The organism is Paraburkholderia sp. EG286A (assembly GCF_040965375.1).
Lineage (GTDB): Bacteria > Pseudomonadota > Gammaproteobacteria > Burkholderiales > Burkholderiaceae > Paraburkholderia.
The window spans coordinates 112,188-137,056 of sequence record NZ_JBFRCB010000004.1; the positions used below are offsets into that span (position 1 = coordinate 112,188).

At 65.7% G+C, this 24,869-nt stretch carries 19 protein-coding genes; 9 read left to right on the top strand and 10 right to left on the bottom strand.

The genetic code is table 11. The features are described 5' to 3' along the window. The first annotated feature begins 9 nt into the window (after positions 1-9). On the top strand, positions 10-1,332 hold the full coding sequence (locus AB4Y35_RS19380) for a cytochrome c (protein WP_368705512.1): 1,323 nt from the start codon (positions 10-12) through the stop codon (positions 1,330-1,332). Between the two features lie 70 nt (positions 1,333-1,402). Here the strand turns inward: AB4Y35_RS19380 and AB4Y35_RS19385 are convergent, their stop codons facing one another. Further along, the gene (locus AB4Y35_RS19385) at positions 1,403-2,206 is read right to left on the bottom strand and encodes a transporter substrate-binding domain-containing protein (RefSeq protein WP_368705513.1); all 804 of its coding nucleotides are present in this window, start codon (positions 2,204-2,206) and stop codon (positions 1,403-1,405) included. A 321-nt stretch (positions 2,207-2,527) separates the two neighbouring features. On the opposite strand from AB4Y35_RS19385, the gene AB4Y35_RS19390 reads away from it, so the two are divergent. Both AB4Y35_RS19390 and AB4Y35_RS19395 read left to right on the top strand, forming a co-directional pair. Beyond that, positions 2,528-3,526 (top strand): ABC transporter ATP-binding protein, encoded by a 999-nt coding sequence (locus AB4Y35_RS19390; protein WP_368705514.1) that lies wholly within the window; start codon positions 2,528-2,530, stop codon positions 3,524-3,526. Beyond that, the gene (locus AB4Y35_RS19395) at positions 3,523-4,284 is read left to right on the top strand and encodes an ABC transporter permease (protein ID WP_042270119.1); all 762 of its coding nucleotides are present in this window, start codon (positions 3,523-3,525) and stop codon (positions 4,282-4,284) included. The genes AB4Y35_RS19390 and AB4Y35_RS19395 overlap by 4 nt, the downstream gene beginning before the upstream one ends. Before the next feature lie 47 nt (positions 4,285-4,331). On the opposite strand, the gene AB4Y35_RS19400 is transcribed toward AB4Y35_RS19395, so the two are convergent. From AB4Y35_RS19400 to AB4Y35_RS19415, 4 genes are all read right to left on the bottom strand, one after another. Beyond that, positions 4,332-5,687: a tryptophan leader peptide gene (locus AB4Y35_RS19400; protein ID WP_368705515.1), complete on the bottom strand. Its 1,356-nt coding sequence runs from the start codon at positions 5,685-5,687 to the stop codon at positions 4,332-4,334. A gap of 101 nt (positions 5,688-5,788) precedes the next feature. Further along, positions 5,789-6,556, bottom strand: a complete 768-nt coding sequence (locus AB4Y35_RS19405; protein WP_368705516.1) for a ParA family protein — start codon at positions 6,554-6,556, stop codon at positions 5,789-5,791. A 347-nt stretch (positions 6,557-6,903) separates the two neighbouring features. Further along, positions 6,904-7,440 (bottom strand): nucleoside deaminase, encoded by a 537-nt coding sequence (locus tag AB4Y35_RS19410; RefSeq protein WP_368689975.1) that lies wholly within the window; start codon positions 7,438-7,440, stop codon positions 6,904-6,906. A gap of 26 nt (positions 7,441-7,466) precedes the next feature. Continuing rightward, complete coding sequence (locus tag AB4Y35_RS19415) at positions 7,467-8,579, bottom strand: BMP family ABC transporter substrate-binding protein (protein ID WP_368705517.1); 1,113 nt, start codon at positions 8,577-8,579, stop codon at positions 7,467-7,469. Positions 8,580-8,785: 206 nt separating this feature from the next. Here AB4Y35_RS19415 and AB4Y35_RS19420 point away from each other — a divergent pair, with 206 nt between their 5' ends. Beyond that, entirely contained in the window at positions 8,786-9,223 is a 438-nt protein-coding gene (locus AB4Y35_RS19420; RefSeq protein ID WP_368705518.1) for a cupin domain-containing protein, read from the top strand. Positions 9,224-9,242: 19 nt separating this feature from the next. Here the strand turns inward: AB4Y35_RS19420 and AB4Y35_RS19425 are convergent, their stop codons facing one another. Further along, the gene (locus tag AB4Y35_RS19425) at positions 9,243-10,583 is read right to left on the bottom strand and encodes a polyhydroxyalkanoate depolymerase (protein ID WP_368705519.1); all 1,341 of its coding nucleotides are present in this window, start codon (positions 10,581-10,583) and stop codon (positions 9,243-9,245) included. A 265-nt stretch (positions 10,584-10,848) separates the two neighbouring features. Here AB4Y35_RS19425 and AB4Y35_RS19430 point away from each other — a divergent pair, with 265 nt between their 5' ends. Both AB4Y35_RS19430 and AB4Y35_RS19435 read left to right on the top strand, forming a co-directional pair. Next, entirely contained in the window at positions 10,849-11,508 is a 660-nt protein-coding gene (locus AB4Y35_RS19430) for a glutathione S-transferase family protein (protein WP_254315068.1), read from the top strand. A gap of 167 nt (positions 11,509-11,675) precedes the next feature. Beyond that, positions 11,676-13,124, top strand: a complete 1,449-nt coding sequence (locus tag AB4Y35_RS19435) for a circularly permuted type 2 ATP-grasp protein (RefSeq protein ID WP_342919908.1) — start codon at positions 11,676-11,678, stop codon at positions 13,122-13,124. A 37-nt stretch (positions 13,125-13,161) separates the two neighbouring features. Here the strand turns inward: AB4Y35_RS19435 and AB4Y35_RS19440 are convergent, their stop codons facing one another. Beyond that, positions 13,162-14,235 carry a putative zinc-binding metallopeptidase gene (locus tag AB4Y35_RS19440; protein ID WP_368705520.1) on the bottom strand — a complete coding sequence of 358 codons (1,074 nt, stop codon included), beginning with the start codon at positions 14,233-14,235 and terminating at the stop codon, positions 13,162-13,164. A 173-nt stretch (positions 14,236-14,408) separates the two neighbouring features. Between AB4Y35_RS19440 and AB4Y35_RS19445 the strand changes: the two genes are divergently transcribed. From AB4Y35_RS19445 to AB4Y35_RS19455, 3 genes are all read left to right on the top strand, one after another. Then, the gene (locus AB4Y35_RS19445) at positions 14,409-17,867 is read left to right on the top strand and encodes a DUF2126 domain-containing protein (protein ID WP_368705521.1); all 3,459 of its coding nucleotides are present in this window, start codon (positions 14,409-14,411) and stop codon (positions 17,865-17,867) included. A 77-nt stretch (positions 17,868-17,944) separates the two neighbouring features. Beyond that, the gene (locus tag AB4Y35_RS19450) at positions 17,945-20,578 is read left to right on the top strand and encodes a circularly permuted type 2 ATP-grasp protein (RefSeq protein ID WP_368705522.1); all 2,634 of its coding nucleotides are present in this window, start codon (positions 17,945-17,947) and stop codon (positions 20,576-20,578) included. Next, positions 20,575-21,477: a transglutaminase N-terminal domain-containing protein gene (locus AB4Y35_RS19455; RefSeq protein ID WP_368705523.1), complete on the top strand. Its 903-nt coding sequence runs from the start codon at positions 20,575-20,577 to the stop codon at positions 21,475-21,477. The genes AB4Y35_RS19450 and AB4Y35_RS19455 overlap by 4 nt, the downstream gene beginning before the upstream one ends. A 9-nt stretch (positions 21,478-21,486) precedes the next feature. Here the strand turns inward: AB4Y35_RS19455 and AB4Y35_RS19460 are convergent, their stop codons facing one another. The 3 genes from AB4Y35_RS19460 to AB4Y35_RS19470 all read right to left on the bottom strand — a co-directional run bounded on the left by AB4Y35_RS19460 (position 21,487) and on the right by AB4Y35_RS19470 (position 24,594). After that, positions 21,487-22,599, bottom strand: coding sequence for a glycosyltransferase family 4 protein (locus AB4Y35_RS19460; RefSeq protein WP_368705524.1), 1,113 nt, complete (start codon positions 22,597-22,599; stop codon positions 21,487-21,489). 67 nt (positions 22,600-22,666) lie between these two features. Beyond that, positions 22,667-23,539 (bottom strand): glycosyltransferase family 9 protein, encoded by an 873-nt coding sequence (locus tag AB4Y35_RS19465; protein WP_368705525.1) that lies wholly within the window; start codon positions 23,537-23,539, stop codon positions 22,667-22,669. An 89-nt stretch (positions 23,540-23,628) separates the two neighbouring features. Further along, on the bottom strand, positions 23,629-24,594 hold the full coding sequence (locus AB4Y35_RS19470; RefSeq protein ID WP_368705526.1) for a glycosyltransferase family 9 protein: 966 nt from the start codon (positions 24,592-24,594) through the stop codon (positions 23,629-23,631). Between the last annotated feature and the right edge of the window lie 275 nt (positions 24,595-24,869).

The following is a 24,869-nucleotide window of genomic DNA, read 5'->3' on the forward strand; positions in this document are numbered from 1 at the left end:
GAGCGAACCATGACGAACACGATCGACGCATCCCAACGAGCCCGCGGCCTGCGCCGCTTTGCCGGCGCCACGCTCGCGCTCGCGGCATTCGCGTGCGTGAGCGCGCGCCCCGCCCTCGCGGCGGGCGCCGCCGACGCCGCCACGATCCAGCACGGTGCCTACCTCGCCGCCGTGGGCGACTGCGCGGCGTGCCATACGGCGCCGCACGGCAAGCCGTTCGCGGGCGGCCTGCCCATGAACACGCCGCTTGGCCGCATCTACTCGACCAACATCACGCCCGACCCGGACACCGGCATTGGCGGCTATACGCAAGCGGACTTCGCGCGCGCGATGCGCGAGGGCGTCGCCAAGGACGGCCACAACCTCTATCCGGCGATGCCTTATCCGTCATATGCGAAGGTGCGCGACGAGGACGTCGCCGCGCTCTACGCGTACTTCATGCAAGGCGTGCAGCCGGTCAAGCAGAGCAACCGCGACGCCGACATCAGGTGGCCGATGAACATGCGCTGGCCGCTCAAGATCTGGAACGCCGTCTTCCTCGAGAAGGGCGCGTACCAGGACAAGGCGGGCAAGGACGTGGCATGGAACCGCGGCGCGTATCTCGTGCAGGGTCTCGGCCATTGCGGCTCGTGCCACACGCCGCGCGGCATCGGCTTCAACGAGAAGGCGCTCGACGAAAGCGGCGACGCCTGGCTCACGGGCGCCCTGCTCGACGGCTGGTTCGCCTCGAACCTGACCGGCGCGCACAACACGGGCCTCGGGCGCTGGAGCGCAGCGGACCTCGCGCAGTTCCTGAAGACGGGCGCGAACCAGCACGCCTCGGCGTTCGGCGCGATGACCGACGTGGTCAACAAGAGCACCCAGGCCATGAACGACGCGGACGTCAACGCGATCGCGGTCTACCTGAAGTCGCTGCCGGCGAAGGGCGGCGACGGCGCATCGGCCTACGCCTATGATGCGCAGGCGACGAAAGTGTCGCTCTCGCGCCCGGCGAGCGATGCGGGCGCGCGCGTCTACACGGCGTATTGCATGCATTGCCATGGCGCCGACGGGCGCGGCTTCGCGCCGATGTTCGCGCCGCTCGCGGGCAATCCGAACGTGCTGGAGAAAGACCCGTCGTCGCTCATCAACGTCACGCTCAACGGCACGGGCGATCTCGTGATCCAGGGCATGCCCGCGCCGTACCCCATGCCCGCTTATGCAGATGTCCTAAGCGACAAGCAGATCGCCGATGTACTCACGTTCGTGCGTGCGGGCTGGAACAACAAGGCAGGCGGAGTGGGCGCGGCGGAAGTCGCGAAGCTGCGGACGAGGACGCAGGCGGCGCGGTAGGAAGGAGGGTTGCAGCGAGCGCGCCGGCCAGGAAAGCGGCCGGCGCGAGTATTGCGAAATGCCTGTAGCGTTAGTGCGAGAGCGGTTGCGTCACGTCCTGGCCGAACCACTGCATGGAGATCTTCTTGAGCGTGCCGTCCTGCTTGAGCGAGGTGAGCGCGTCGTTGATCGCCTTCTCGAACTTCGGATTGCCCTTGCGGAACGGAATGGCCATTTGCTGATCGGCGCCCGGCAACACGGCGCCCGGACGCAGCGGCAGATTCGACGTCTTGATGATGTACGGCAGCATCAGGCGGTCGTCCATCGTCGCGTCGATGCGCTTCGCGGCCAGGTCGCGCAGCTTCTCGGGCGCGCCGGGATAGGTTTGCACGTTGATGCCGGGCACGGCGCGCGCCATCTGGTCATAGTTGGTGCCGAGCGTCACACCGAGCTTCTTGTCGCCCTTGAATTCGTCGAGCGTCTTGAATTCGCGTTTGTCGTCGGAGCGCTGGATCAGCTGCGCGGCCGAGTACGTGTACGGCTGGCTGAAGTCGAGCGCCTGCTGACGTTGCGGCGTGACGGTCACCTGATTGACGATCACGTCGAACTTGCCGGCCTGCAGCGCCGCGATGATGCCGCTCCACTCGGTCGGAATGAACTCGGGCTTGACCCCGAGCTTGGCCGCCACGGCCTTCGCGACGTCGACGTCGAAGCCGACGAGTTCGCCCTTGCTGTCACGGGAATCGAACGGGGGATAGGTGCCTTCCAGACCGATCTTGAGCACCCCGGCCTGTTTGACGGAATCCAGCAGATCTTCCGCGTGGGCGGAAATGGCGGTAAATCCCAGAGCCGATACGGCAAGCGCGCTTGTGAACAGGAGCTTCGTCAACTTCATTCAACCTCTCCTCTTTATGTGGATCTTTATGTGGATGTCTGCACTGCTTCGTGATGGCACATCTGCGCCCCCCGAGGCCGCGTCGCTAGAGAATACTACGATCGGCAGCGCGATCGTAGCCCGCACAACTGAGTACATTCCCGCGCTAGGCGGCGCGCAGAATGGGACTAGCGACGAGGCCGCCGAGACCGCGCGCCCCATTCCCGAACGATACGATTCCCAGCGAATGGGAATGACATGAGAGGGTTTTCCCTGGCGATCTCCGACGTCCCGCGTTGGGCCGCCCGGTGACTTTTACCCGCTTCTGGTAATGTCACGCACATGCAAACGATCCTCTCCATCGAGAATCTCTCGAAAGTCTATGCATCGGGACTCCGGGCGCTCACGAACATCGATCTGGACATCCAGCGGGGCGAAATCTTCGCGCTGCTGGGGCCAAATGGCGCGGGCAAGACGACGCTGATCAGCATCATCTGCGGCATCGTCAATGCGAGCGAAGGCAGTGTGCGCGTGGCCGGTCACGATATCCTCACCGACTACCGCGCCGCGCGCTCGCTGATCGGCCTCGTGCCGCAGGAGCTGACGACCGACGCGTTCGAAACGGTCTGGGCCACCGTATCGTTCAGCCGCGGCCTGTTCGGCAAGCCGCCCAACCCCGCCTATGTCGAGCGCGTGCTGCGCGACCTCTCGCTGTGGGAGAAGCGGAACAACAAGATCATGACGCTCTCGGGCGGCATGAAGCGCCGCGTGCTGATCGCGAAGGCGCTCGCACACGAGCCGCAAGTCCTGTTTCTGGACGAGCCGACGGCGGGCGTGGACGTCGAGTTGCGCCGCGACATGTGGGAACTCGTGCGCGGCCTCAAGGCGAACGGCGTGACGATCATCCTGACGACGCACTACATCGACGAGGCGGAGGAGATGGCCGACCGCATCGGCGTCATCAACGCGGGCAAGATCATGCTCGTCGAGCACAAGGACGAGCTGATGCGCAAGCTCGGCCGCAAACAGCTGACGCTGCAGCTCGACGCCCCGCTGGGCGCGATTCCGGATGGGCTCGCCGCGTGGGGGCTGGAACTGGCCGATGGCGGCGCCGAACTCATCTATACCTACGACAGCGAAAACGAACGCAACGACATCATCACGACGCTGCTCAAGAACCTGAACGAGGCCGGCATCGGCTTCACGGACCTGAAAACGAGCCAGAGTTCGCTGGAGGACATCTTCGTGAGTCTCGTCCATAAGGACCCGGCGGCCGCTTCACGGCCCGCTGCTACAGCTTCGGTCGCAGAAGACGGCAAAGGACAGGTAACCTCCCGATGAACCACTACGCAATTCGCGCCATCTACCGGTTCGAAATGGCGCGCACGCGGCGCACGCTGATGCAGAGCATCGTCGCACCGGTCATTTCGACCTCGCTCTACTTCATCGTATTCGGCTCCGCCATCGGTTCGCGCATCAAGGAAGTGAACGGCGTCAGCTACGGCGCGTTCATCGTGCCGGGCCTGATCATGCTCTCGCTGCTCTCGCAGAGCATCTCGAACGCGTCGTTCGGCATCTACTTCCCGCGCTTCACGGGCACGATCTACGAGCTGCTCTCGGCGCCCGTGTCCTACCTCGAAATCGTGGTCAGCTATGTCGGCGCGGCAGCGACCAAGTCGGTCGTGCTCGGCCTCATCATCCTCGCGACCGCGGCGCTCTTCGTGCCGATCCAGATCCAGCATCCCGTGTGGATGGCGCTGTTCCTGCTGCTCACCGCGGTCACGTTCAGCCTGCTCGGTTTCATCATCGGCATCTGGGCGGACAACTTCGAGAAGCTGCAGATCGTGCCGCTGCTCGTCATCACGCCGCTGACCTTCCTCGGCGGCGCCTTCTACTCGGTCGACATGCTGCCGACGGCGTGGAAGGTGATCACGCTGTTCAACCCGATCGTCTATCTCATCAGCGGTTTTCGCTGGAGCTTCTACGGGCTCGCCGATGTCGACGTCGGCGTGAGTCTCGGCATGACGGCCGCCTTTCTCGCGCTGTTCCTCGCGATCACCGCGTGGATCTTCAAGACGGGCTACCGGCTGAAAACCTGACGTTAGCGACTGACGTTGGCTAACTAGCCGGGTGCCCACCTCGAATTTCAGGCCGGCACCTCTCCCGGCGCGCCGTCGAGCGGCCGTTCGTGCTGGCCGTTCAGGGGAGCGTCGAACGAGCCGTCCAGAATGCGCAGCTTGTCGGTCATATCGGGGAAGTTGTGACCGGCCGCGCGCAGCTCGTTCACGAGCCGATGCGCAACGGCCCGGCAGTGCGCCAGCGTTTCGTGCAGGCGCGGATCCGACTGCAGGCCGGTCACCGCCTTCTCCAGGTCCGCGGGAGATTCGCTCAGCAAAGCGGGAACGACTTCGTCCGGCGGGATCAGCGAGCCGTGACTGAGCAGTTGCGCGGTCCAGTCGCAGCCGTACAGCATTGCACGCCGTTCGGCCCTGCGCGCTTCGTCCTGCTCGAGCGTGGCGAGGCTATGGCGATTCTTCTGAATCTCGGCGCGCCACGGCGCCAGAATGTCGGCACGCAGCGCCGCAATCGCTTCGCCGAGCGCCGCGTTCTGACCACCCGCGACGAGCCGTCGTTCATCGAGCCTGTCCACCTCGTCCCGAAAGCTTTCGAGGTACGCGAGCCAGTTCAACGGCAGTTCCGGCTTTTCGAAGAATGCGCGCCTCACGTCATTGAGTTCGTTGCGAACATCCTGCAGCGCCAGGTTGTCGGCGAGACGCGCCTCATGCACGTCGTGGGCCGTCACCATCTGCCGGTGCAGCGGAAAGAGCGGATTGCTGTAGCGCCGCTGCAGATGCCGCTCGGCCGCGCCCGGCCGGGCGCTCCATTTCCAGTTGGGCAAAGTCTTCGCGTCGAATTCGACCGCCTGGATCATCGGCCGGAACACGGACAGCGCTTCGTCGGTCGCGTGGCGAAAGCAGTCCGCCAGCTTGTAGTCGTTGCCTTGCAGGGAGGCGGCCTCGTCCCCCGCATAAGGCGAGTCCGGTCTGAGCCTGAGCGTGCCCGTGGCCAGAAAGAATTCCATCGGCAGTTCGACACTCATGCCTTCCAGCCTGAACGCGCGCTGCTCGGCGGAAACCGCCTCGACGGCACGCGCGAGGCGGTTTTCCTGATCGAGGAGCGCATCGATCGCGTCTCCCGACGACGGCTGCGCCGCATCGGCCAGCAGGCAGAACGTTTCGCGCGCCATTCTCGCCGCGATGGTGCCGTGCTTCTCGGCAAAGAGCCAGAACCAGAGGGCGAGCTGGTAGCCCTTGACCCCATTTTGGGCGATCGATTCGACTTCGGGTGTGAATGCGATGCCGGGCGCGGCCCAGTTCGCAAACGGCGGCGTGCCGACGCCCTGGTACATGCCCAGGAGTTGGCGTATCGATTCATGCGTATTGGTGGGCCAGTTGCGCGCCTCTTCCTGGCGCTTTTCTGTCTTCCAGAACCTCCAGTCCATTCTGCACCTCGCAAGAGAGCAAGAGTCTTGGTGCGACTCGCTGCGAGGGATACTTGCACACTCCGCCGAGGGCGTAAACCGGTGATGTCCGCGCTTGCCCTTCAGGTCCCGCTCAGTTCCTGATGGAGCGCGAGGAATTCGCGCGTGAGCTTGTGTGCCGGATCGAGGTGAACGACGGGCTTGGCCTGCTGATGCGATTCGCGAATCTTCACCGACGAGGACAGCCGCGACGACAGCACCGGCAACCCTTCTTCGACGAGTTCGTCGACGAGTTGCTGCGGCAGGCTCGCGCGCGGCTGGAACTGGTTGATGACGATCCCTTCGACCGTGAGCCCGGCATTGTGGTCCTGCTGAATTTCCTTCACGTTCTCGAGCAGCGTATAGAGCGCGCGGCGCGAGAAGTCGTCGCAATCGAATGGAATGAGGCAGCGCTCGACCGCGATCAGCGCCGAGCGCGTGTAGAAGTTCAGCGCAGGCGGCGTGTCGATGTAGATCGCATCGTACATGTCGAGCTCTTTGAGCGCGTCGCGCAGCTTGTAGATCTTGTAGCGCGACTCGAGCTTGCCGTGCAGCGTGTCGAGATCGGCATGCGCGGGCATCACGTCGAGATTCTCGAACGGTGTCGAATGAATGAACGAGGTGACCTCGACCGGCCGGAAGCTGAACGTCAGCGCGGTTTCGAAGAAGTCGGCGACGTTGGGCTTCGCGTCGGTGGAAGCCTCGCCGAGCAGGTACTGGCTCGAATTTGCCTGCGCGTCGAGGTCGATGACGAGCGTACGCCGGCCCTCGTTCGCGCTGATCGCAGCGAGATTGCAAACGATCGTTGACTTGCCTACGCCACCCTTCTGATTGAACACCACACGCCGCATGTCTTCGCTCCCCTGTTTCTCTCTCAATCAATGAGATGGATGGGGATGAGCATACCCGATGCGGCGCTGCAAAAAAGATTTTTGGCGGCGGTTTTCCTGGCAAGCGCAGGCACGCGGTTAATTACATAACCGCTTCATTTTCCAGAGCCAGGCTGGTTATAACCAGTACCACCGTCGCATGCGTAACTTGCGGTGGCTGGCAGCGCCAGGACAAGCGATAGAGCCAACAGGGCTGCAAAGATGCGCCGAGCTTTCATTTGCGTTTCTCCTGTTCAAATGGATGCCGGTGCGTTAAGCATAGGTCAGGTGACTTAAAGCGCAATTTCGCGCGATTACAAAGTCTTTCTTCACGCGTGTCCCCAAAATTTGCGCTGCACCTGCATCACCTCTTCCTCGACCTCGGCTACGGGTCCGATCAGGTCCACGCGCTTCTGGCAATGATCGAAAACATAGCGCGACGACACGCTCATCGTCGGGTTCTCCGCGTGATTGCCCGTGGCCTGCAGCAACCGCTCTTCGGTCATGCCGAACACCACGCGCCCGATGTTCGCCCAATAGGCCGTGCCCGCGCACATGCAGCACGGCTCGACCGTCGTATACAGCGTGCAACTCCACAAGAATTGCGGCGTGAAGTTGAGCGCGGCAATGCGCGCGAGCACGGCTTCCGCATGATTGACGGTATCGACATTGCCCTGTTCGATCAGAACCGATTCCTGATCGGGCCCGACGAGAATGGCGCCGAACGGGTGATGGCCCAACTGCGTCGCGCGTTCTGCGACCACGCTTGCGTGGCGCAAATGGCGGACGATCTGTTCACGCGTCGGCGCGAGCCCTTGCTCGGGGAATTCAGAAGCGTTCTCTTGTGGGGAAATGGTCAGGCTCAAAGCTTGTCTCCTCCTTGTGGGCAATTTCATTTCGGCAATGCGCCGTCCACGCCCTGCACGAACCAGTTCAGCCGCAGCAACTCGGCGTCGGGCAGCGATGTGCCCGCCGCCACCTTGATCGCGCCGCTCTGATCCTTGATGGGCCCCGCGAACGGATCGAATTTGCCGGCGATGATGTCGTCGCGCTTTTGCGCAAGCGCCTTTTGCGCGGCAGGCGAGACGGTTGCGGTGTTGATATCGGCGAGGTCGATGGCTTTTTCCTTGAGGCCCCACCACGTCGGCGTGTTGGTCCACGTGCCCGCTTGCACCTGGTCGATCAGGTGAGAGTAGTAGACGCCCCAGTAACTCACGCAAGCCCCCAACTGGGCATTCGGGCCGAACTTCTTCATATCGGAGTCCCAACCGAATGCGTGTACTTTCTTCTGCTCGGCCGTCTGCATCGTCGCCGTCGAGTCGGTGTTCTGGATCAGCACGTCCGCGCCCTGGCCGATCAGCGTTTCGGCGGCCTGTTTCTCTTTGCCCGGATCGAACCAGCTATTGATCCAGATGACCTTGACCTTCGCATTCGGATTGACCGAACGCGCGCCCATCGTGAAAGCATTGATGTTGCGCACCACTTCAGGCACCGGCACCGAGGCGACGAAGCCGAGCGTATTCGTCTTCGTCGTATAGCCGCCGACGAGACCGGCCAGGTACGCGCTCTGGTACGTGCGCACGTCATAGGTCGCGAAGTTCGCGGCCTTCTTGTATCCGGTCGCATGCTCGAAGACGACGTCGGGATAATCCTTTGCGGTCTTCAGTTCGAAGTCCTGAAAGCCGAAGCTCGAGCCCACGATGATCTTGTTGCCCTTGCTCGCGAGGTCGCGAAACACGCGCTCCGAGTCGGCCGATTCGGGCACGTTTTCCACACGCGTGACCTTGATCTTGTCGCCGAACTTCGCTTCGATCGCCTTCACGCCCTGTTCGTGCGCGTAGGTCCAGCCTGCGTCGCCGGGGTTGCCGAGGTAGACGAACGCGACGCCCATCGGGGCCGCAGCGGTCGCCGTGGCGCTCAGCGCGGCACAGGCGCCGAGCGCGGCGAATAGCGTAGCCATGACGCGCAGCGAGCGCACCGCCGCGCGAGCGAATCTTGTTGCCATGAGGTCTCCGAAACAGGGAATGGAAAGTCAGATACTGGTCAGTCAAAATTGAGGCCGATATTTCGATTCATTATGTGATGAATAACGGAATCGATATAACGCTCATTGCGTCGTTGGAGCACGCTATCGCCGATGGCTTCACGCTGGAACGCGTCGTGCTTGCCGAACCCGTTGCCCCTCCAACCTTTGCGCCCGGGAGACTTGTCATGCAAACCGCACTTGCCACCGATTTTTCGCACGTCAAGCCGCAGGACACTTCGTTCACGGGCGGCGGGCTGCGCGACTTCTTTGTCTATCGCGATCTGGGCATCGCCAGAGCCACGCATGGCAAGGTGGTCGCGCAACTCGTCAGGGCAAATCTTGCGCCGGAACTGGGCACGGGCTGGCACCGGCATGAGGCAGAGTTTCATATCGTCATCATGCTCAAGGGCTGGGCGCGCTTCATGTACGGCGACAAGGAAACGCTCGTCGAAGCGGGCGACTGCGTGCACCAGGCGCCGGGCATCGCCCATTACCTGTTCGATTACTCGCCCGACATGGAGTACCTCGAAATCGTGAGCCCCGCCGACTTCAAGTCGATCGATGTGGAAGCGCCCTGCGCCGTGCCCGCGCCGACGCCCTGGCCGGCGAGCCCCGCAATCTGAGGCGGCCGCCCTGGGTGGGCTATGTTGCGGCGGCGCGGCTGATGGCCGTTGCCGCATGCGCGTCTGCATCGAGCAGCGCGCGCAGGGTCACCCGATCGTCGCCCATCGCCTCCGGCGCCGCGATGCGCCGTGCACGCGGCTCGTGGTCGTGAATCGTCGAACGCACGAGCGGATAGATCTGCGTGTCCCAGCGGCGCCCATTGAAGACGCCGTAGTGGCCCACGCCCGTCTGCACGTGATGCGTCTTCATATAAGGGCGCAGCCCCCGGCACAGGTCGTGGGCGGCAACGGTCTGGCCGACCGCGCAGATATCGTCCTTCTCGCCTTCGATCGTGAGCAGCGCGGTGCGGCGGATCGCGTGCGGCTCCACGAGACGCTCGCCCACCTTAAGCTTGCCCAACGGCAGGGCGTATTCCTGAAACACCGAGCTGACCGTTTCCAGGTAGAACTCCGCGGTGAGATCGGAGGTGGCGAAGTACTCGCGGTAGAACACGTTGAGCGCATCCGCCCTCGTGGGGTCGCCCTTCGCCCGCTCGTGGCGCATCTCCTCGAACGAAGCGAGATGACGCTCGAGGTTCATCGACATGAACGCACTGAGCTGCACGAAACCCGGATACACGCGCCGCTGCGCGCCGGGGAAACCGCCTGGCACTGCGCTGATGAGATGGCGCTCGAACCACCTGATCGGCTTGCTGTTGGCGAGATCGTTGACCCTGGTGGGATTCACGCGGCAATCGATCGGTCCCGCCATCAGCGTCATGCTCGCGGGCTGCGCGGGATCGTTGTCGGCGGCCATCAACGCTACGGCCGCGAGCGCCGCGACCGTGGGCTGGCAGATCGCCACCAGATGCGCATCGGGGCCGATCCGCCGGATGAAGGACATGACGTGCTCGACGTATTCGTCGAAGCCGAAGCGCCCCGCCGACAAGGGCACGTCGCGCGGGTTGTGCCAGTCGGTGATATAGACGTCGTGGTCGGCGAGCATGGTGCGCACGGTGCCGCGCAGCAACGTCGCGAAGTGCCCCGACATCGGTGCGACGAGCAGCACGCGCGGCTGCGGCGTGGCGACGTCCTTGCGAAAGTGCAGCAGCGAGGCGAACGGCGTGCGCTTGACGACGGCTTCGGTCACCGGCGTGTGCACGCCATCCACCTCCACCCCATCGATGTCGAACGGCGGCCGCGCGTGCGAGAGCCCGGCAAGCTCGATCTGCTCCCACCAGGCGTCGAGATAGCGCGCGTCGAAACCGCACGCGAGCGCGGGCCACGCCGCAAGCGCCGCGCGCGAGAACGACGCAGTGGTGCGCCCGAACCTCGTCAAGTCCGCGAGCGTCTGGTAGGCCAGATAGGCGAGCAGGTTCATGGGCAGTGGTCTCGATTGTCTTGAACGCGAAGCGAAGCAGGCAATACGTATGCCAGAAGCGTTCATTGGCACAGTGCTTGCACCTGCACGGCCAGGCGCGCGGGCGCTTCGCGCAAAGCGGCGGTTGCGCCTTCCTGCATGCCGCAATGTAGTGCGGCCAGTTCGCGCGAGCGGTGCATGCAGGAGCGATGCGCGCATTCGGTGCATGCGGCTTCCTGAGCGTCGCACTGTTAGCCGCCATGTCCTCACCGTTCAGGAGCTCTCCATGAGTCAGACGAATACGACCCTGACGATCAGCAGCCGGAATTATTCGTCGTGGTCCATGCGCGGCTGGCTGCTTGCCCGACTCGCCGGACTCGAATTCGACACGGTGACGGTGCCGCTCGACGACGCGGCCACGCGTGCCGAACTGCTGCTGCTCTCGCCTTCGATTCTCGTTCCCTGCCTGCGCCACGACGGCATTGCGGTCTGGGACACGCTCGCGATCTGCGAATACCTCAACGAGATCCAGCCGCAGGCGCAGCTGTTGCCCGCGGACCGCACGGCGCGCGCGCACTGCCGCTCGGTGTGCGGGGAAATGCATTCGGGCTTCAGCGCGCTGCGCTCCGCGCTGCCGATGAACCTGCGCGGCCACTTTCCGAACTTTCGCGTCTGGTCGCGCGCGCAGGACGACATCGCGCGCATCGTGACTATCTGGCGCGAATGCCTGCAGAAATATGGCGGCCCCTGGCTCTTTGGCGAGATCGGGGCGGCGGATGCGATGTACGCGCCCGTCGTCACGCGCCTGCTCACTTATGACGTGCCGATCGACCCCGACATCGGCGACTACTGCATGCGCGTGCTCAAGCAGCCTTACGTCGCCGAATGGATCGCGGCGGCCCAGTCGGAAACCGAGGACATCGACGAACTCGATATGGAGTTCTGAGCGGCGCCGTGCACCAGCATTGAGCATGAGGGCTTGCGCTCTCAGGCCTGGCATCGGCATGGAAGTTGCATCGCCCCATTGCAGCCCGGCACGAACAAGCCTGAACAAGCGCGCGCAAAAAAACAGCGAACGGAAAAACGCACATGACGCCAACAGTCTTCAACGAGATGTTCGAGTACGGGGAGTTCGACGTTCGGGGCCTGGCCGCCACGGCGTTCGCGCAGGCCGGCGAGCCGCGCGCCCACTACCGCGAATTCTTCGCCTGGATGCGCAGCCAGAGCGAGCAGCAGATGCTCAAGAAGCGCACCGAAGCCGATGCCATCTTCCGACGCGTGGGCATCACCTTCGCCGTGTATGGCGAAAAGGACGTATCGGGTGCGGGCACCGAGCGTACGATTCCGTTCGACGTGATCCCGCGCATCTTCCAGCGCCAGGAGTGGAACACGCTCGAGCGCGGCCTGCGCCAGCGCGTGAATGCGCTCAACCGCTTCATCCACGACATCTATCACGAGCAGGAGATCGTCAAGCGCGGCATCGTGCCCGCCGACCAGATCCTGCGCAACGCGCAGTACCGCCCCGAGATGCAGGGCGTGCACGTCGCGCACGACATCTACGCGCATATCGCGGGCATCGATATCGTGCGCGCCGGCGAGGGCGAGTTCTACGTGCTCGAGGACAATCTGCGCGTGCCCTCCGGCGTCTCGTACATGCTGGAAAACCGCAAGATGATGATGCGGCTCTTTCCCGATCTGTTCGTGCGCAATCGCGTGGCGCCGGTTGCGCACTACCCCGACCTGCTGCTCGACACGCTGCGCGCCGCCGCGCCGTCGGGCACTGACAACCCGACGGTCGTGCTGCTCACGCCGGGCATGTACAACTCGGCCTACTTCGAACACGCGTTCCTCGCGCAGCAAATGGGCGTCGAGCTCGTGGAAGGCCAGGACCTGTTCGTCGAGAACGATCACCTCTATATGCGCACCACGCAGGGCCGGCAGCGCGTGGACGTGATCTACCGGCGAGTGGACGACGACTTTCTCGACCCGCTCGTTTTCCGCTCCGACTCGGCGCTCGGCGCGGCGGGCCTCATGAACGTCTACCGCAAGGGCAACGTGACGCTGTGCAACGCGGTAGGCACGGGTGTGGCCGACGACAAGTCGATCTACCCCTACGTGCCCGACATGGTGCGCTTCTATCTGGGCGAGGAACCGCTGCTCAAGAACGTGCCCACGTGGATGTGCCGCAAGGCCGACGACCTGCGCTACGTGCTCGACCATCTGCCGGAGCTGGTCGTGAAGGAAACGCACGGCGCGGGCGGCTACGGCATGCTGATCGGTCCCGCCGCCACGCGCGCCGAGATCGAGGCGTTTCGCGCGGCGCTCATTGCGAACCCGGACAAGTACATCGCGCAGCCCACGCTCTCGCTTTCCACCTGCCCGACGTGGGTCGAATCGGGCGTCGCGCCGCGCCACATCGACCTGCGTCCGTTCGTGCTCTCGGGCAAGGAGGTGCGCATGGTGCCGGGCGGGCTCACGCGGGTGGCGCTGCGCGAGGGCTCGCTCGTGGTCAATTCCTCGCAGGGCGGCGGCACGAAGGACACCTGGGTGCTGGAGCGCTGAGCCCGCGCAGCAACGAACTCGCGCGGCGCGTGGGCGTTCACGGCCGCGAAGACGAAGCCGAGATCACGCGATGAACGAAGCGCAACTTGTCGATGACAGGCGTTGCCAGCGCGAACGGGTAGCCGTCGGGCATGCCGAGGCTGCGGTTCAGGCTGTTGAGCGCATAGGTGAGCGGAAACCAGCGCGCCATCAGGCTGTCGAAGCTCGCCTCGTCCACCGGCGTCTGATCGACCAGCGTGGGCTCGTCCGGGCTGTCGGGCAGCAGTGCGAGGCCGCAGGCCGTGGCCGTGTCGAGCGTATCGGCGATATGCAGGTAATGCGCCCACGTCTCGGCCCAGTCCTCCCACGGATGCACGGACGCATACGCGCTCACGTGGCGCTCGGCCCAGTCGGGCGCGGGGCCGTCGGCGTAATGCGCGGCGAGCGCGGCGGCATAGTCGGCGCGTTCGTCGCCGAAGCGGCGGCGAAACGGTTCGAGCCAACGCCCCGTCGGCTCCTGCGCGACGAGACGATCGAAATAGTAGTGGCCAACCTCGTGGCGGAAATGCCCCAGCAAGGCGCGATACGGCTCGTGCAGCGAGACGCGCGTGCGCTCGCGATGCGCGTCGTCGGCCTCGGCGATGTTCATCGTGATGAGGCCGTGATCGTGGCCCGTCATGATGCGCTGGCCGTCGCCCGTCTCTTCGAGAAACTCGAATTGCAGGCCATGTTCCGGGTCTTCGGCGCGCGTGACGAGCGGCAGGCCGAGCGCCCCCAGCGTGTAGAGCAGGCGCCGCTTGGCCGTCTCGAGGCGATACCAGTACAGGCGGTTCTCGGGCCGCGAGAGGTCGGGAATCGTGCGCGTGAACTGGCACGCGCGGCACAGCGTGTCGTCGCTGTCGGCCGGGATCATGCCGTTGCAGACGTTTTCGACCGCGTAGTTGTGGCACTGGCGAAAGAGCGCGCCGTTTGCCGGCGCATTCAGGCTGCGCCAGCGGCCTTCGCCCGCATCCTCGAACGCGTGCATCTCGCCCGTCTGCGGCACGTAGCCCAGGCGCGACTCGCACCGCTCGCAGCGCTCGTTTTCGAAAAACACCAGCTGACTGCAGTGATCGCAGTGAAAGGTCTTCATCGCCGCATTCCTGTGAGGGCCGCGCGGGCCACGGTGCCTCGCGCAGCACGCGGCGTGCCTCGCACTCGCGTGGCCGCCGCTGTCACATCCTGCACTCGCGCCATGCGCATCATAGGCGCGCTGCGCCGTGCACCTTTTCCGCCATTCCATCCACGTCGAACGAGGAGTCGGGTGTGTCCATCCGTGTCGCGTTAAACCATGTCACGCAGTATCGCTATGACCGGCTCGTGCATCTCGCGCCTCACGTGGTGCGCCTGCGCCCCGCGCCGCACTGCCGCACGCCCATCCTCTCGTACTCGATGCGCGTGGAGCCCGCCGGTCATTTCGTCAACTGGCAGCAGGACCCGTTCGCCAACTATCAGGCGCGGCTCGCGTTTCCCGAGCCGACGCGCGAGTTCCGCGTCACGATCGATCTGGTCGCGGAAATGGCGGTCTACAACCCGTTCGACTTCTTTCTCGAACCGAGCGCCGAGCGCTTTCCGTTCGCGTACGCGCCCGAGCTGGCCGCGGAGCTTGCGCCGTATCTGGCGCACAGCGAGCCGACGCCGCGCTTCGCCGCGTTCGTCGAGACGATCGATCGCACGCCGCGCGTGACGATCGACTTCCTCGTCGAGCTGAACCAGCGCCTGCAACGCGAGATCGGCTACCTGATCCGCATGGAGCCGGGCGTGCAGACGCCCGAGGAAACGCTGGAGAAAGGCTCCGGCTCGTGCCGCGACACGGGCTGGCTGCTCGTGCAGACGCTGCGTCAGCTCGGGCTCGCGGCGCGCTTCGTGTCGGGCTATCTGCTGCAGCTCACGCCCGACGTCAAGGCGATCGACGGCCCGCGCGGCGCCGAAGCCGACTTCACCGACCTGCACGCCTGGTGCGAGGTCTATCTGCCGGGCGCGGGCTGGATCGGGCTCGATCCGACCTCGGGCCTGCTCGCGGGCGAAGGCCATATTCCGGTGGCATGCACGCCGGAGCCCGGCAGCGCCGCGCCGATCTCGGGCGCGCTCGACGAATGCGAAGTCGAGTTTTCGCATGCAATGTCGATTTCGCGCGTGCTCGAAACGCCGCGCGTGACGAAGCCCTACACCGAAGCGCAATGGGCCGATATGCACGCGATGGGAGTCCAGGTGGACGCCGCGCTCGCCGGCCAGGACGTGCGTCTCACGATGGGCGGCGAGCCGACCTTCGTGGCGGCGGGCGACCGCGACGCGCCCGAATGGAACACCGATGCGCTCGGCCCGACCAAGCGCCGCTACGCCATCGCGCTGATGGACAAGCTGCGCGCGCACTACGGCGCGCTGGGCTTTCTGCATATCGGCCAGGGAAAGTGGTATCCAGGCGAGCAGCTGCCGCGCTGGGCGCTTTCGCTTTTCTGGCGCGCGGACGGCCAGCCCTGCTGGCGCGATCCCGCGCTCTTCGCCGACGAGCGCTCGCCGACCCACCACACCGCGGCGGACGCCCAGCGCTTCATCGAACACCTCGCGGCGAAGCTCGCGGTCGATCCGCGACACGTCCAGCCGGGCTACGAAGACACCTGGTATTACCTGTGGCGCGAGCGCCGTCTGCCCGTGAACGTCGATCCGTTCGACTCGCGTCTCGACGACGAGCTGGAGCGCATGCGGCTGCGCCGCGTGTTCGATGCGGGCCTCGATACCGTGACCGGCTACGTGCTGCCGCTCGCGTGCGAGCGCGGCGAGCCGCCTGCGGCACAACCCGCCCTGCAGGGCCCGCGCTGGGTGAGCGGCCCGTGGTTCTTCCGCGACGAACGCATGTACCTGATTCCCGGCGACTCGCCGATGGGCTACCGTCTGCCGCTCGATTCGCTGCCGTGGGTCGCGGCGGGCGACTACCCGTTGCAGCACGCGCGCGATCCGTTCGCCGCGCCTGCGCCGCTGCGCAGCGCGGCCGAGTTGCGCATGCAGTACGAGGCGGGATTCGATGCTGCCGCGTCATCGCGGCGCGAAGAAAACGCGGGAAGCGCGGGGGGCGCGAACGGACCCGAAACAAACCGCTACCCCGAGCGCGGCGAATCCGCCGCCTGGACGCACCGCACCGCACTGTGCGTCGAAGCACGCGACCCCACGCGCGCCGCCGGGCCGAAAGCCGAAGCCGCCGCCTTCGGCCGCGCGCAAGGCCAGCTTCATGTCTTCATGCCGCCGCTCGCCGAACTCGACGACTACCTCGACCTGCTGGCCGCCGTCGAAGCCACCGCCGCCGAGCTGGCGCTGCCCGTCGTGATCGAAGGCTATCCGCCGCCGCGCGACCCGCGCCTGAAAATGCTCCAGGTCACGCCCGACCCCGGCGTGATCGAGGTCAACATCCACCCGTCGTCGAACTGGGACGAGCTGATCGAGCGCACCGAATTCCTCTATCAGGCCGCGCACGAAACCCTGCTCTCCACCGAGAAGTTCATGCTCGACGGCCGCCACACCGGCACCGGCGGCGGCAATCACCTCGTGCTCGGCGGCGCCACGCCCGCCGACAGCCCGTTCCTGCGCCGCCCCGACCTGCTCGCGAGCCTCGTGGCCTACTGGCACAACCATCCGTCGCTGTCGTACCTGTTTTCGGGCCTCTTCATCGGGCCGACGAGCCAGGCGCCGCGCGTGGACGAAGCGCGCAACGATCAGGTCTACGAACTGGAAGTGGCGTTCGCCGAAATCCAGCGTCAAGTGGACTTGCTGCGCGGCTTCGGGAGCCCCTTCGACGACGGACCGCGCGTGCCGCCCTGGCTCATCGACCGCACGCTGCGCAACATCCTCATCGACGTGACCGGCAACACGCATCGCGCCGAGTTCTGCATCGACAAGCTCTACTCGCCCGACGGCCCGACCGGCCGCCTCGGTCTGCTCGAGCTGCGCGGTTTCGAAATGCCGCCGCACGCGCGCATGAGCCTCGCGCAGCAACTGCTGCTGCGCGCGCTCGTAGCGCGCTTCTGGAAGACGCCGTACACGCAGCGCCTCACGCGCTGGGGCACCGAGCTGCACGACCGCTTCATGCTCTCGACCTTCGTGCAGATGGATTTCGACGACGTGCTCGCCGAAACGTCCGCGGCGGGATTCGCGCTCGATCCCGCCTGGTTCGCGCCGCACTTCGAATTCCGCTTCCCGCTGGTCGGCGAGCTGCAGACGAGCGGTATCGCGCTCTCGGTGCGCCATGCGCTCGAACCGTGGAACGTGATGGGCGAGGAAGGCGGGGCCGGCACGACGGTGCGCTATGTCGATTCGTCGGTGGAGCGGCTCGAAGTGCGCGTGCTCGGCATCAACGAAAACCGTCACGTCGTGACCGTGAACGGCCGCGCGCTGCCGCTTCAGCCCACCGGACGCGTGAGCGAGAGCGTGGCGGGTGTGCGCTTTCGCGCGTGGCAACAGGCGGCGTCGCTGCATCCGACCATCGCTGTGCACGCGCCGCTCACGATCGATATCGTCGACAGCTGGAGCGCGCGCGCGATCGGCGGATGCCAGTATCATGTTGCGCATCCGGGCGGCCGCAATTATCAGACGTTTCCGGTCAACGCCTACGAGGCCGAGAGCCGGCGGCGCGCGCGCTTCTTCACGACCGGCCATACGCCGGGGCCCGTCGAAATGGCGCCGCCCGAGCGCAGCCTCGAATTTCCGTTCACACTGGATCTACGCCGCGGCTGATTGCGGCCGATAACCCGTCAAGAGCCCTAACCGAAGGCGCGCCTCATGAACGAGGCGCGCTGCCACGACCCACGATCTTGCCCACCCAATCCACCCTGCCGTTCGATTCCTCCGCCAGCGTCGAGCCGGCGAGCGCGCCGCTGCGCACGCTGCCGGTGCGCGCCGGACACTGGGACGAACTGCAAACGGCGGGAGGCGAGCTGCGCGAGCCGTGGCGGCAGTTCTTCGGGCTGCTCGGCAAGCCGGGCGTGGCGGGATTCGACGGCGCCGCCGCGTCGGTCGCGCGCCAGGTGCGAGAGAACGACATCACCTATAACGTCTACGCGGACGCGGGCGGACCGCGGCCGTGGGCGCTCGACGTGCTGCCGTTCATCATCGACGAAGCCGAATGGGCGCAGATCGAGCGCGGCGCCGCGCAGCGCGCGCGCCTGCTCAACGAGATCGTCGCCGATATCTACGGGCCGCAAACCCTGCTCGCGCGCGGGCTGCTGCCGCCCGCACTGGTGTTCGGCCACCCGGGCTATCTGCGCGCCGTGAAGGGCTTCGTGCCGCCCGGCCGCCAGTATCTGCAGATCGTCGCGCTCGATCTCGCGCGCTCGCCCGAAGGCCAGTGGACCGTCGTCTCGCACCGCACGGAAGCGCCCTCGGGACTCGGCTATCTGCTGGAAAACCGGCTGATCGTCTCGAGCCTCTTCGCCGAGCCGTTTCGCACCATGCGGGTGCACCGGCTCGCGCCGTCCTATTCGCAGCTCGTCGCCACGCTCGCGGCGGCCGCACGCGCGATCATGAGCGCCGACGAGCGCAGCGTGAGCGGCGCGTCCGCGCATATCGTGCTGCTCACGCCGGGGCCGTTCAGCGAGACCTATTTCGAGCACGTGTTCCTCGCGCGCTACCTCGGCCTCACGCTCGTCGAGGGCAAGGACCTCACGGTGCGCGACGACATGCTGTACCTGAAAACGCTCGACGGGCTGGAGCGCGTGCACGCCGTGCTGCGCCGCCTCGACGACACCTTTTGCGACCCGGTCGAGCTTCGCGCCGACTCGACCATCGGCGTGCCGGGCCTGCTGCAGGTCATGCGCGCGGGCAACGTGATGGTCTCGAACGTGCCCGGCGCGGGCTTCGTCGAATCGCCCGCGCTGCACGGCTTCATGCCCGGCATCGCGCAGGCGCTGCTCGGCGAGGAGCTGGCGCTGCCGGGCATCGCGACCTGGTGGTGCGGCGAAGACGCGGCCTGGCGCGATGCGCTCGCGCAGGTCCCCGAGGCGCTGCTCGTGCCGACGTGGCCGGGCGCGGCGAACGCGCCATCCGCGCCGCCCGGACTCGCCGCCGGCATGCAAACGCTCGCCGACTGGCGCGAGCGTATCGAGCAGCTGCCTGACGCCTTCACAGTCCAGCAGCCGCTGTGCTACAGCTATACGCCGCGCTATGAAACCGGCGCGGGCATGCTCGGCGCGCGGCCTGCCGTGCTGCGCGTCTACGCGATTGCCGACCAGGAATGCGGCTGGCGTGTGCTGCCTGGCGGCTTCACGCGCCTCGCGGCCGAACATCAGGAATCCGTATCGATGCAGATGGGCGGCAGCAGCGTGGATACCTGGGTCCTGTCGAGCCAGCCCGGTTCGACCTTCACGCTCCTGCCGAGCCCGATCAAGCCCGGCGAGTTGCGCCGCGAGCGCCGCCGCGTGCCGAGCCGCGCGGCGGAGAACCTGTTCTGGGCCGGGCGTTACGGCGAGCGCGCCGAAAACGGCGTGCGCCTGTGCCGGCTCATTCTCGGCTCGCTAGAAGGCAGCGACGCGGAAGAGCTGTTCGGCACCTTCATCGAACTTGCCGCCGCCAACGGACTCGTGCCGTCCACGGTCAGCGAGGCCCGGCACAGCCTCGACGACTTCGAGCGCGTGCTCGTGGCCAATCTGCACGAGAATGCGGGCGCAACGGGCATCGGTCGCACGCTCGCGAGCCAGGCGTACGCGTGCGGCGAGATTCGCGGCCGGCTTTCGAACGATCACTGGCGCACCGTGCTCGCCTCGCGCAACGACTTCCGCGACGCGCTTCACGCGCTTTCGCTCGTGCCTGCGGCGGCGCGTCAGGGTGCGGCGATCGAATTCAGGCGTCCCACGCCGTACGATCGCATGGCGCTGATGGGCGCGCTCGATGCGCTCGCCACCCAGTTGAGCGCCGTCAGCGGCTGCCAGGGCGACCGCATGACCCGCGACGAAGCCTGGCGTCTGTTGTTCGCGGGGCGCCATATCGAACGCGTAGCCGCGTTGGCCACCATGCTCCGCATCGCCGCGCACGAACGCACGCTCGCCACGCCAGCGGGCTTCGACGTGCTGCTGCAACTGTTCGACAGCACGCTCACGTATCGCTCGCTGTATCCGGGGCGCCTCGAAGTGCCGGCCCTGCTCGACGTGATCGTGACCGACCCGACCAATCCGCGCGGGCTCTATGGCGTCTATGCGCGGCTGCGCGCGCGGCTCGACGAAATCGCCCAGGCGGCGCGCGGCCCGAAACGTGAGCCGTTCGCCTCGCAGCTCGCGTCCGTCGAGGCGCTGCCGACGCTGGAGGCGCTCTGCGAGCCCGGCGACGACGGCCGCTACCCCGCGCTCACCGCACTGTGCGACAGCCTCGCCGAGCGGATGGCCGCGATGTCGAACGAGATCAGCGCGCGCTGGTTCAGCCACGCCGCGCCGCTCGCCGCGCAGGTCTGGTCATGAACGGCACGCGCCTCGCGGTCACGCACCGCACGACCTACCGCTATTCGACGCTCGTCGAGACCGCGCAGCATCTCGCGACCATCCGCCCGCTCGACCTGCCCTGGCAGCGCGTGCTCGCGCACCGCGAGCGTATCGAACCCGCGCCGTCGTATCAGACGAGCCGCCGCGACGCCTTCGGCAACGAGGTGCTCTACTTCTCGTTCGACGCTCCACACGACTACTTGCAGATGACGAGCGAAACGAGCGTGCTGCTCTCGCCGCGCTACGCGACGCTCGACGCAGACGGCACGCCGGCCTGGGAAGACGTCGCGCGAACGCTGCGCTACACGGCGGGCGGCGCCTTCCATGCGGAGTCGGAGTTCTGCTTCGCCTCGCCGAATATCGCCTTGCTGCCGGAATTGCGCGCCTACGCGCTGGAGAGTTTCGCGCCCGCCGCGCCGGTTCTGGCCGGCGCAATCGACCTGATGCATCGCATCCACGCGGACTTCGCGTACCGCCCTTCGGCGACGTCGTTCGACACGCCCGCCGCGCGCGCCTTCGAATTGCGCCATGGCGTGTGTCAGGATTTCGCCCAGGTGATGATCGGCTGCCTGCGCTCGGTCGGGCTCGCCGCGCGCTACGTGAGCGGCTATCTGCGCAACGACCCGCCCGACGGCGCTCAACCGATGATCGGCGCGGACGCCTCGCATGCGTGGGTGTCGCTCTACGTGCCTTCGGCGCCGTCTGCCCCCCCTGCCGGCTGGATCGATCTCGATCCGACCAACGACGTGCTCGCCGACCAGGGCCACGTGACGCTCGCCATCGGCCGCGACTACACCGACGTGTCGCTCCTGCGCGGCGTCATTCTTGGCGGCGGCTCGCATCAGGTGGATGTGGCGGTCGACGTGAGGGCGGAATGACGGCCGCGCTCAGACCCAGCGTCGAAGCGGCGCCGCATAAGGCGCCAACGGGCTGATGCTCCACCTGGTGTGAACCTGGCTGGCCAGCGAAAGCAGCGAGTCGACGTGCCCGGCCACGCTGGCGTCGTAAAGGACGGCTTGCCCGTTCTCGTTATGGTTCTCTCCGACAAGCCGGCTCGCGACTGCGCGCCTGATCGTCTCGCGCAGCGACCGCACATCTCCCCGCTCGAACACGTGTTTCGCATGCGTGGCGATCACGTCGCCGCAACCCATCGTCGACGGCATGATCACCGGCGTGCCGCACATGACCGATTCGATCCCCACCAGCCCGAACGGCTCATAGGCGGACGCCAGGATCGTGAAGTCCGACGCGCGAAAGCAGTCTTCGATTTCGCGCTGAAAGCCGATGTAGCGCACGTGCGGCGAGTGACTGGCTACCGGGCGGCCCGCGACCGCGACGACGACGGGCTCCTTCAGGTCTCGCACGGCGGCTTCAATGAGCGGGAGTCCCTTGCGCACATGACTGCTCGACGGAAAGAGCAGCACGCACTCGTTGTCCTGGAAGCCGAGCCGCTTGCGCAGCGAAGCGCGAGCCGCCGCATCGACAGGCGTGAAACGCGCCATATCGACCGGGGGACGCAGAATGCGCACCCTGGCTTCATCGATCCCGTACAGTTCGATCAACTCGTCACGCATCAACGGTGAGTGCGCGAGAATGATCGCCGCATTGGCATACAGGCGTTCTTCCAGCGCAATCTGCCAACGGTCGGCAAGCTTGAGTCTGCGGCCCGTTGCGCGCAGAAACCCGCGATGGGTGCCGCCACACACCGCAATATCCGAACTGTCGACGCGGTTGCAGCCGATCATGACATCCACGTCCGCGACGCGCTTCGCGCGGCGCAGCCGCCACGAGAACCAGGCGTCGCGCAGCTTGCCCGGCAGAAACGACACGTTGATGCGATGCGGCTCGACCATCGCATACTCCGGCAGCGCGTGGTCGAGCTTCCGCGCAAAATAGGCGGGTCGAAAGCCGCGCTCGGCAATGCCGCGCGCGAGGTCTCTCGCATAGCGTTCCATGCCGCCGCTATGCTTCATGACATTGCAGGAAACACCGAGTTTCATGGGGATCCGCTCCTCAAACGTTTGCCGATCCAGTCCTTCGTGCAGGGCCGCGTTTGACGGCTTGCGCTCATGAGCGCGCCTGCAGCGCCTGAAAGTGCGCCATCACACGGCTTACGCTGAGCAGCTTCGTCCATAGCAGCTCCTTCAGATTGCCGAACGGGATGACGTTGGGCGGCAATACGACCTGGCCGGGTCCCCAGCAGGGGCGCCACGTACGTGCCAGGCCGCGCCGCATGAAAAGCGTGAGCGTGGGCACGCCGATCGATGAAGCGAGGTGGCCCAGACCCGAGTCGTTGCCGATGAACCAAGCCGACTCGGCGATCCACGTCGCCACGTCTTCGAGTCGCGGCAGCGAGTGAACCTCGTGGCCTTGCACGGTGCTTTCGCGCCAGGCGGCGAACTCGCCGGGCGCAACGAGAAAGCTCGGATGCAACTGAGCGCGCTTGAGTTCGTGGGCCAGCGCGAGAAACTTCTCGCGGCTCCACATTTTTTCCCGATGGCTACCGGTCGGATGGATCACGACACGATCCGCGAAACGACCACGCTGCACGCCAGGCGGCACGACGAGCCCGTTCGAATGCGTCACGTCGCGTAACCCGAACACATTCGCAGCAATATCGACGATGCGGTCGACCATGTGCTTCCCGCCGCCGTATTCGGGCAGTTCAGCCAGACGAACCGTCTTGCCGGTGCGGCTCAGCATCGGCCCGAACTCGGTCGGACGCAGTTCGATCACCGTGTCGAAGGCGCCCGCGTACGCGGCCTGATATCCGACCGTCATATGGGGAAACCAGTCCGCGAGCTGCTCGGCTACCCAGCCAAACACGATTGGACGGTAGCCGTTGCGAATCAGATTGTTGACGAGCACGAGCCCGATGAGGCTGTCGCCGATTGGCGGCGGCAACGCCACCGCAACACTGCCCTGGATCTGAATTTTCATTTTTGTGCGAAGGCTTATACGTTAGCAAGACTAAATTTATATTCGGCATGCGTAGCGGACCCCGCCATGCGTTTATCGCGATGCAGGCTTCAGGTCATCGACGCCACGCGCGCCCGCAATGTCCGAAAGGCCCGGTACACGCGTCTCACCGAGATGCTTTCGCGCCACCACTTTTCCTTGAGCCCCGCGGTCGGCACCCACCACGGCGGCAGCACGATCTCGCCGCGCTGAAATCCCGGGCGCCAGCGTTGCGCGATACGTCGCCGACGAAATACGGTCAGCGTCGGAATGCCGAGCGCCGAAGCGAGATGCCCCAAGCCCGAATCGTTGCCGATGAACCAGCCCGATTCGTAGAGCCACGCCGCAAGCCCGGCCGTATCGCGAAACGAGCGCAACGGCGGCGCTACGCTGGCAAGCGGCAGCCAGTGCGAGCGCTCGCTGTCGGCAACCACGAACTCAGGCGCAAAGCCTTCCCCGCTCAAACGCCGGGATAAGCCGATGAAGCGCTGCGCCAGCCAGCGCTTGTCGGCCGTGCTGGCCTCCGGATGCACCGCCACGCGTTGGGCGTAACGGCGGTGCTGAAACTCCAGCGGCGCGCGAATGCCGTTCGATATCTCGACGGTTTGCAATCCGAAATGAGCCGCTGCGAACGCCGCAAAACGCTGCGCCATGCACCGGCCGTCATCGGCATATTCGACATCGTGCAGGTCGACGAAGCCCGGATGCCATGTGCGCAGATGCTTGAACGGCCGGTCCCGGTGCATCTGCACCACGACGCCGAAGCTCGCCAGCCTGTCGCGCGCTGCTTCCTCGCCGAGCGCAGGGTTCATCGACAGCTGCGGGAACCAGCGCGCAAGCGACCACGCATGATCTCCGAATATTTCCACCTGCCAGCCCGCTCGCACGAGGTTGTGCGCGATGACCAGCAGATTCAGCGAATCCCCTAGCGCCGGCGACATCACGAACGCCGCGTTGGGTGCTTTCGCGTGCGCAATGGAGGGACCCGTTGCTGGCGTGTCGTACTGTGCGTGACTCACACGGGCGGGTTGTGGCATCGGTTGCGTGTCTGATCGGGTTTCGGCTATGGACACGCATGGTGCCACTGTGGCGCGATTCGCGGGTTACGTGATCTTTCTGCGCATTTCTTTCGCGCCACGCCGGTGCGCGCGAACGTTACGCGCCCGATTACACGTAAAGAATTAGCAATGTTTCTGGGCTTCGTGAATGCGACGTCACCTGCTACGCTGGTCTTCGCCTGACATTGCGCGGGAAGCCTCGACCGCGGATGAACGGTGCTTTACCTTCAACCCTTTGCATACCCGGCGCATCG